Here is an 8,501-nt window from a genome sequence, read left to right as displayed (position 1 = left end):
TTTTCTGCGTTCACGGCTCTTTGCTGTCAGACGGGGGTGACCAAGTGGGTGCCGTAGGCCAGGATGACTGCCGGGACGCGGTCGCGGGATCCCGTTTTGGCGAGGATGCGCGTGACGTGTGTTTTCACCGTTGATTCGGCGAGGTGGAGCCGTTCGGATTCCCGTCCGATGAGGGTCGCGATGCGTGCGTCCAGGTTCGAGGGGCCGCCGGGAACGGTCGGCAGGTGTTGCATATACGCGCCCAGAAGACGACGGGTGAGGCCGGGGGCGACCACTGCGTCGCCGCTTGCCACAGCCCGGATGCCGGAGAGCAGTTCCTCCGGCAGTGCGTCCTCGATGAGGAAGCCGCTGGCGCCGGCGCGGAGGCCGTCGTACGCGTACCGGTCGAGGTCGAACGTCGTGACGATGAGAACCACGGTCGTCGCGAGGGTGTGTCCCCCAGGGGGAGTCGGAGCCGAACCCCGCCAACTGCCCGCGGTCGAATCCGTGGCTGTGGGCTTCGACAGTGGGCCTGCTTCGATTGTGCCGTCGTAGACGGTCCGGCCAGGGTGGACGGAGCGGGCCTCCCGGAGCCCGCCGACCTCGGTGAGCGGTGCGCTGTGGGCGGCGTACGCCCGTCCGCCGATCGTCGAGCGGCCACGGGGTGGGGCGTCGAGGCCGAGCAGCATCCGCATCGTCGTCGACTTCCCGGCGCCGTTCGGGCCGAGAAATCCGGTGACGGTGCCGGGCCGGGCCGGGCCGTGAAGTCGAGGTCCTGGACGACGTTGGTGTCTTCGTACCTCTTGGTGAGTGCGTATGCCCTGATCACGCGGTCGGCGCTACGGAGGGGGCGTGCCTCGGGCGTCGGACCTGGGGCGGGATGTGGCGGTGCGTGTAGTACCGGGGTACGACGCGGGGACGGTCGGGGCCGTGAATGTTGTTTGCGCAGGTCGGGTGGGGAAGGGAAGGATCGGCGGATGGAACATGTGATGCGAGCCGTGCGCGCCGATGAATGGCCCCTGGTCAAGGAGTTGCGGCTGGCGGCGCTGCAGGACCCGGCGGCGCCGGTGGCCTTTCTGGAGACGTACGCGCAGGGCGCGGCCCGGCCCAACGCGTTCTGGCAGGACCGGGCGCTCGGCGCGTCCGAGGCCGGGAGCGGTGAAGTGCGGCAGTTCGTCGCCGTCGCGCCCGACGGGCGGTGGGACGGCAGCGTCACCGTGCTGATCGAGCGGCCGGACGCGGACGTGCGGTTCGGGGAGGCGGCCGACGTCCATCAGGCGCATGTGGTCGGTGTGTTCGTACGGCCCGAGGTGCGGGGCGAGGGCCTGGCCGAGGAGCTGTTCCGGGCCGGGACGGACTGGGCGTGGTCGCTGGTGGAGCCGCGGATCGAGCGGGTGCGGCTGTATGTGCACGAGGACAACGCGCGGGCTGCGGCGCTCTATCGGCGGATCGGGTTCGTGGCCACCGGGGAGTGGGTGCCTGTGCCGGGCGACCCGTCCGCGCGGGAGCTGGAGTATGCGGTGGGGCGGCCGGTGTAGGTGCGTGGCGCCGGGCTCGCCCGGCTAGCGTGCGCCGGTGAGGTCTTGGGGCCAGCGGGCGCGGGCCTGTTCCCGGGAGCGGAGGAGGGCCAGGGTCGGCAGGCCCTGGGCCTGACCGGTCGACAGCAGCTCCGGGAGCCGGGGCAGGGGCGCCACCGCGGCGACGTCGTCGAGTACGAGCGTCATTGGTGGGTCGAGCCGACCGTCGGTTGACCGTGCGGCCATGCGGCGGCCGTGCTCGACCACGTGTGAGGCGAGTGCCGTGAGCAGGGGCATTGCTCCGGGACCCGAGCGGGGATCCTCGATCGGTTCACCCACCACATAAAGGGTGCCCCCCTCGCCCGCGAAAGATTCCAGCACGAGCGAATCGGCCCGGTTCGGTGTGCAGGCCTCGCGGATGTGGACCGAGGAGAGGGCGGCGAAGGCCCGTACCGTCAATTCCTGTGCCATCTCGCGGCGTTCGGGATGGGCGGTGAGTGCGGACTCCAGCACGCCGGCGAGCCCGGAGGCTGCCTTGGGGTGGGTGCGGAGCAGGCGCACCGGTTCGTGTGCGCTGCCGCCGAGGGCCCAGCGGTGGACCTGGCGGAAGGGCCTGCCGTCGATGGCTGCGGCGTGCAGCCAGCACTTCAGGAGCGTTTCCGCGGTGTCGGCCGTCGTCGCGTCGATACGGGCCTGCGGCCGGACCGGGGCGAGAAGTGCGGTGGAGCGGGCGGCGGCCGTGTCGGGCTGTTCGCAGCCGGCCGTGGGGGACCAGTGGAGGCGGGCGGGGGTGTCGCAGAGGTGGCCCGGGTCGTAGACGAGGACCGGGCCGAGCTTGGCACGGGCGTCCTTCGTCTCGGCCCAGACGGTGGGGTCGGAAGTGACGACGAGCGCGGGCCCGTCGGCCTCCTGGATCGCCTGGACGACGGTGGGGCGGCGGGTGGCGGCCGGTCCGTAGACGACGAGGGAGGTGCGGGGAGACGGGAGCGCGGAGAGGGCGGGCTCGGGCCGGACGTGCTCCACGGGTACGGGCGCGGGTGCGGGTGCGGGCGGGATGTGCAGCGCGGGTGCGGGCACAGGCGTGAGCGCGGGCACGGCTTCCGGGGAGTGGGCCGTCGGTCGAGGCTCCGTCTCCGTCTCCGTCTCCGGCTTTGGCTGCGGCTCCGTCTGCTGCGGGTTCTGGGCCTCGGGCCGGGGCTCCTGCCGCCGGGACGGTACGGGCATGTCCTCGTCCCCGTACCGTTCGCTCCGCTGCCGTGCCCGTACCAGCCGCCAACGCGTCACCACCCCTATCACGAAGACCGTCAGCACCAGCAGCACCATCACTTCGCCTATGAACAGGCCCCAGAACAGCCCGTACCCGGAGAGCTCGCCCGCCGGGGTGTTCGGCCAGGCGGCCGGGATGTCGTGCGGGGTCGTGACGAGTTGCCGCATCGCCAGGGGGGTCTCGGCGAGGGTGACCCCCTCCGGCCAGGCGCCGTGCGTGAACAGTCCGGCCAGGCCGGTCGCCGTCCACGCCAGCAGAGTCAGCCCGAGCAGGAAGGCCAGCAGGCCGATCAGCAGGCCGTCCGGGATGCCCCCGCCGCCTCCGCTGCCGCCGGTACGTACCTCGCCGCGCCCTGCCATGTCATGCCACCGTTGACTCGGACGACTCGTTCAGTCGTTGTTGGTGCTCGATCCGCGCCGCGCGCTGCTCGGCCTCCAGCTCGGCGGCGCGTACGTCCTCCGGAAGGAGTTCGGCCGCGGACGACTCGGTCATCGCGCGGTCGGTGAAGACCAGGGGACGTTCCGCCTCGGTGATCAGGTGTTTGACCACCTGGACGTTGCCGTTGACGTCCCAGACCGCGATGCCGGGGGTGAGGGTCGGGATGATCTCGACCGCCCATCGGGGCAGGCCGAGCACGCGTCCCGTGGCTCTGGCCTCGTCGGCCTTCTGGGCGTAGATCGTACGGGTCGAGGCCATCTTGAGGATCGCCGCGGCCTCGCGGGCCGCCGCGCCGTCGACGACGTCGCTGAGGTGGTGGACGACGGCCACGAACGAGAGACCCAGCCGGCGTCCGAACTTCAGCAGGCGCTGGAAGAGCTGGGCCACGAAGGGCGAGTTGATGATGTGCCAGGCCTCTTCGACCAGGAAGATGCGTTTCTTCCGGTCGGGCCTGATCCAGGTGTGCTCCAGCCAGACGCCGACGATCGCCATCAGGATCGGCATCGCGATCGAGTTCCGGTCGATGTGTGACAGGTCGAAGACGATCAGCGGGGCGTCGAGGTCGATGCCGGCGCTCGTCGGTCCGTCGAACATGCCGCGCAGGTCACCGTCGACCAGGCGGTCCAGGACGAGGGCGACATCCAGGCCCCAGGCCCGTACGTCATCTATGTCGACGTTCATCGCCTCGGCGGACTCGGGCTCCGGGTGGCGCAGCTGGTCGACGATGTCGGTCAGGACCGGCTGCCGGTCGGTGATCGTCTCGTTGACGTACGCGTGGGCGACCTTCAGCGCGAAGCCGGACCGTTCGTCCAGGCCGTGCCCCATCGCGACTTCGATGATCGTACGGAGCAGGGCGAGCTGCCCGGTCGTGGTGATCGCGGGGTCGAGCGGGTTGAGCCGGATGCCGCCGTTGAGCGCGGAGGTCGGGTCGAGGCGGATCGGAGTGAGGCCCAGCTCCTGGGCGATGAGGTTCCACTCGCCGACGCCGTCCTCGCCCTGGGCATCGAGGACGACGACCTGGCGGTCGCGGAAGCGGAGCTGGCGGAGCACGTACGTCTTCTCCAGCGCGGACTTGCCGTTGCCGGACTCGCCGAGCACCAGCCAGTGCGGGGCGGGCAGCTGCTGTCCGTACAGCTGGAACGGGTCGTAGATGTAGCCCTTGCCGGAGTACACCTCGCGGCCGATGATCACTCCGGAGTCGCCGAGGCCGGGGGCCGCGGTGGGCAGGTAGACGGCCTGGGCCTGTCCGGTCGACGTACGGACGGGCAGCCTGGTCGTCTCCACCTTCCCGAAGAGGAAGGCGGTGAAGGCGTCCGACAGCGCGGACAGCGGATCTCGCATGGCGTGACCGACCTCCCTCTCGTTTCTCTCGGTTGTTTGCGGTCAGCGACGGATGCCGGTGGCGAACGGCAGGGTGTTCACGAAGGCGCGGTGGTGCTCGCGGTCGCACCACTCCAGCTTGAGATACGACTTTCCGGCCGAGGCCCGGATCGTCCGCTTGTCGCGGGCCAGGGCTTCGGGTGAACGCGAGGACACGGTGATGTACCCCACCAGGTTCACTCCGGCCGCGCCGCTCGCGAGATCTTCACCCCGCTGGTCGAGCCGGCCGTGCGCGGCGATGTCGCGCGGGTCGACGGTGCGGTTCATCTTGGCCTGACGGCTGGCTTCCGCCTCGTCGTTGGTCTTCTCGGTGAGCATCCGCTCGATGGCGATCTCGGTGGGTTCGAGGTCCATGCAGACCGCGACCGTACGGATGACATCGGGCGTGTGGACGAGCAGCGGGGCCAGGAAGTTGACGCCGACGGGCGTCATCGGCCACTCCTTCACCCAGGCCGTGGAGTGGCACCAGGGTGCGCGGGTGGCCGACTCGCGGGTTTTTGCCTGGAGGAACGTGGGTTCGACCGCGTCCAGTTCGGCGGGCCAGGCATTGCGCTTGGTCATGGCCTGGATGTGGTCGATGGGGTGGTCGGGGTCGTACATCGAATGCACGAGGGAGGCGAGCCGGCTCTGGCCGAGCGGCTGGCGCACCCGGATGTCGGCCTCGGCGAGGCGGGCGCAGATGTCGGTGAGTTCGCGCGCCATGACGACGGCGAGACCCGCGTCCCGGTCCAGTCTGCGGCCGGCCTGGGGGCGGGCGGCACGGGCCATGGCATTGGCCTCGGCGGCCAGCTCACGGGTGTAGTGCATGCAGGCGACGAGGTAGGCGCGGTGCTGCTCGCTGGAGGTGGACACCATGGACTGCAGCTGGTCGTACGACTCCTGCAGCCAGCCCGGGGACGCCTTGTCGCCGCGCTGGGCGACGTCCTTGGCGTGGGCGTCGGGGTCGGCGGGGAGGGTGCGGGCAAGCATCTGAATGCGGGTCACGAAGCCGTCGCCGTTGGCGACATGCTTCAGCAGCGTGCCGAACCGGTCGACGAGCGCTTCCTGGTCCTCGCTGTCGCGCAGCCCGACGCCGGGGCCCTCGATCTCGATCGCGGCGGTCACGGTGCGGCGGTCGGCGTGCAGGAGTACGGCGATCTCGTCCGGGCCGAAGGGGGCGGCGAGCCAGTTGATCCGGCCGATGCCGGGGGGCGGCCCGATCTCGACCTCGCGCCCGTCGGCGCCGACGCCCGCCTCCATGGCGGCGGAGCGGTAGGTCGTACCGCGGCGCAGGGTGCGCTTGTAGCTGCGGTTGATCTCGAACCATTTGTAGAGGGTGCGGTGCTTGTACGGGAGGTACACGATCGCGAGGGCGAGGAGGGGGAAGCCCGCGAGCAGCACGATCCGCGGGGCCAGGTAGGGGACGAGCAGCCCGCTCATCATGCCGAAGAAGGCGCCGGCGATGATCAGCGCGATCTCGCCGGTCTCGCGGTTCTTGCCGACGATCGCGTTCGGCCGGGCCCGGCCGATGAGATACGTCCGGCGGGGCGCGATCGTATGGGACTGAGTCGTCAACGCCCTCCACCTCCCGTGCTGTTGTTACCTGAACTGCCTGATCCGCCACCTCGGGGGGAGCGGCTGCCGTGGGGGGTGCCGGAGGCCGGTCCCGATCCGCTGCGGGGCGGAGGTGCGGCGGAGGGGACAGATCCGCCGCCGACTCCGCTCCCGCCGCCGGAGTTGCGGGTGCTGTGGGCGGCGACACCGCCGCTGACCGCGTTGGCGGGCCTGGCCCCGCCGCTGCCGCTGTCGCCGCTGTTCTGGCCGCTGCGGCTGCTGTGGGTCTTGATGCCCTGGGAGACGAGAGCGGCAGGGGAGCTGATCATCGCGGCGGCCTGGGAGCCGTCGGTGGCCTGCTTGCGGTTGGTGCGGGCGCCCTGGATCTCGTCGCCGAAGCCGGGGACGAACCGGTAGATCATCGCGGAGGCGAAGATCGCGAGCAGGATGATGGCGAGACCGGACACGACGGAGGAGAACGCGTTCGGCCCGTTGTCCCCGGAGAGCGCGCCGGCCAGCCCCAGCACGATGACGATGACCGGCTTCACCATGATCACCGCGATCATGATGCCCGCCCAGCGGCGCACGTGGCCCCACATGTTCTTGTCGACGAGCCCCGCGTAGACGACGGTGCCGAGGAGGGCGCCCACGTAGAGCAGGGCGGCGCGGATGACGAGCTCCAGGTAGAGAACGCCGGCGGCGAGGATCGAGACGAGCGAGACGACGATCAGCATGATCGGTCCGCCGCCGATGTCGGAGCCCTTCTTGAGCGCTTCGGCGAACGACCCGAAGAAGACGTCGGCCTTGTTTCCCGTGGCCGAGGCGATCACGTCACTGACGCCGTCGGTGGCGGATACGACCACGTAGAGGACGAGTGGGGTGAAGGCTGAGGCGATGACCGTCAGCCAGAGGAATCCGACGGCTTCGGAGATCGCGGTGGTGAGCGGGACACCACGGATGGCGCGCTTGGCGACGGCGAACAGCCACAGGACGAGCGTGAGGATGGCGGAGGCCGCGAACACGATCGCGTACTGCTGCCGGAAGGTCTCGTTGGTGAAGTCGACGTTCGCGGTTTGCTTCACGGCGTCGCTGAGCTTGCCGATGATCCATGCGGCGGCGTCGGCGCAGCCGCGGGCGAGGGAGGAGAGGGGGTCCAGGGAGTTGTCCAGGCCGGAGCCGGCGTCGGTTTTGGGGGCGCCGGCGTCGCCATCCTCGCAGTACTGCTTGGCAGGGCCGATCAGCAGGTCGCAGGCGTTGTTGCTCTTACTCGGGCTCGGGGACGGAGACGGACTTGGGGCGGCGAACGCGCGAGCCGAGAAGAGGACAACGGCTGTCTGAACTGCCATTAGTACGGTGACGACGGAGCGGGCTCGAAGGCGAGGGCTACCTGGCATAAGTGAAGCCTCCGTACTCCTTGACGGCCTTGCTGATCTCGTCCGAGCTGGAGGCAGCGACATCGCCCGGGACCGGAGCCGGCCCATCCTTCTGAGTGTCGCTGACGGCCCTCCAGCCAGCGTTCGTCCAGCTGAGTTGGACGGTCCAGGTCTTCCACGAGGTACTGACGGGATCGGTGGACTCCGGTCCGGACATGCCGATCAGCCCCGTGTACCAGACCGAGACCTTGGCGGTACTGCCCTCGAAGGCTTCCAATTTCGTTCCCACGGGGATGGTCCGGGAGACGAATGTGCTGCCCTGCGGTGCGTTGCCATCGGGATCCAGGCCTAGCTTCCCGAGGAAGTCAGCGGAGTACGCGGCGTCCTGCGGGTCTCTGAGATTTGCCGCTGCCTCAGCCGTGTAAATCGTATTCACGATCTCGTGGCGGCTGTCCTTCTTGAACATCCCGACTGAACCCAGCGCCACCGCAAAGTTGGACGCCGCGCTCTGCGCCCCCTGCTCGTCATGGGCGAACCCCGAAGGAATCGAACCGTTCTTCCCCGTCACCGGCTTCGTCCCCGTGGCCGCCGTGGACGACGAATCAGGCTTGCTCCCCCCGTTCCCCGAGCCGCCACTGCCGTCTCCGCCGCCTCCGCCCATGTTCGCGAACGCGATAGCCGCGATCAGGAGGACGACTACGCCGACCACCGTGACGAGGGAGCGGGAGTTGCGGGCGGGGCGGCGGGGGGTGCTGTAGCCGTCGCCGCCCTCGCCGTCGGGGAGGCGGGTACGGGTCTGGCGCGTACCGCCGATGGTGCTGTATCCATCATCCGTACGACCTGAACCGCTGCCGTAGCCGCTCTCGTCGCCGAGACTCATGCCGCGTACGCCCCCTCAACCGTTTCCTGAACCAGGTAGTACGACGGTAGCCGTGCGGGTTCCCGCGCGGGCGCGGTGTGGTGACTCGACATCAGGGAAACGTAACCTCTGCCGGTGGGCACGACGGACGGATG

Annotated in this window: 7 protein-coding genes; 1 reads left to right on the top strand and 6 read right to left on the bottom strand. The window is 69.9% G+C overall.

The window, feature by feature from the left end:
* Positions 1 to 26: 26 nt before the first annotated feature.
* On the bottom strand, positions 27 to 797 hold the full coding sequence (locus GA0115254_RS46955) for an ATP-binding cassette domain-containing protein (RefSeq protein ID WP_256102980.1): 771 nt from the start codon (positions 795 to 797) through the stop codon (positions 27 to 29).
* A gap of 159 nt (positions 798 to 956) precedes the next feature.
* On the opposite strand from GA0115254_RS46955, the gene GA0115254_RS37715 reads away from it, so the two are divergent.
* Complete coding sequence (locus GA0115254_RS37715; RefSeq protein WP_093899749.1) at positions 957 to 1,517, top strand: GNAT family N-acetyltransferase; 561 nt, start codon at positions 957 to 959, stop codon at positions 1,515 to 1,517.
* Between the two features lie 24 nt (positions 1,518 to 1,541).
* Here GA0115254_RS37715 and GA0115254_RS37710 read toward each other — a convergent pair whose 3' ends face one another.
* From GA0115254_RS37710 to GA0115254_RS37690, 5 genes are read right to left on the bottom strand one after another with little or no spacing between them, the layout of a single operon-like run.
* Positions 1,542 to 3,122: a type IV secretory system conjugative DNA transfer family protein gene (locus GA0115254_RS37710; protein ID WP_093899748.1), complete on the bottom strand. Its 1,581-nt coding sequence runs from the start codon at positions 3,120 to 3,122 to the stop codon at positions 1,542 to 1,544.
* Between the two features lies 1 nt (position 3,123).
* On the bottom strand, positions 3,124 to 4,542 hold the full coding sequence (locus GA0115254_RS37705) for an ATP-binding protein (protein ID WP_093899747.1): 1,419 nt from the start codon (positions 4,540 to 4,542) through the stop codon (positions 3,124 to 3,126).
* A gap of 42 nt (positions 4,543 to 4,584) precedes the next feature.
* Positions 4,585 to 6,135: an SCO6880 family protein gene (locus GA0115254_RS37700; RefSeq protein WP_093899746.1), complete on the bottom strand. Its 1,551-nt coding sequence runs from the start codon at positions 6,133 to 6,135 to the stop codon at positions 4,585 to 4,587.
* Complete coding sequence (locus GA0115254_RS37695) at positions 6,132 to 7,508, bottom strand: hypothetical protein (RefSeq protein ID WP_176740451.1); 1,377 nt, start codon at positions 7,506 to 7,508, stop codon at positions 6,132 to 6,134. Before GA0115254_RS37695 ends, GA0115254_RS37700 begins: the two co-directional genes overlap by 4 nt.
* Positions 7,498 to 8,367: a hypothetical protein gene (locus GA0115254_RS37690; protein ID WP_093899744.1), complete on the bottom strand. Its 870-nt coding sequence runs from the start codon at positions 8,365 to 8,367 to the stop codon at positions 7,498 to 7,500. The genes GA0115254_RS37695 and GA0115254_RS37690 overlap by 11 nt, the downstream gene beginning before the upstream one ends.
* Positions 8,368 to 8,501 lie beyond the last annotated feature (134 nt).

Origin of the sequence: Streptomyces sp. Ncost-T10-10d, from assembly GCF_900091955.1 — a bacterium.
Classification (GTDB): domain Bacteria; phylum Actinomycetota; class Actinomycetes; order Streptomycetales; family Streptomycetaceae; genus Streptomyces.
The sequence above is the reverse complement of the archived record's forward strand: the minus strand, read 5'-3'. Positions and strand labels throughout refer to the sequence as shown.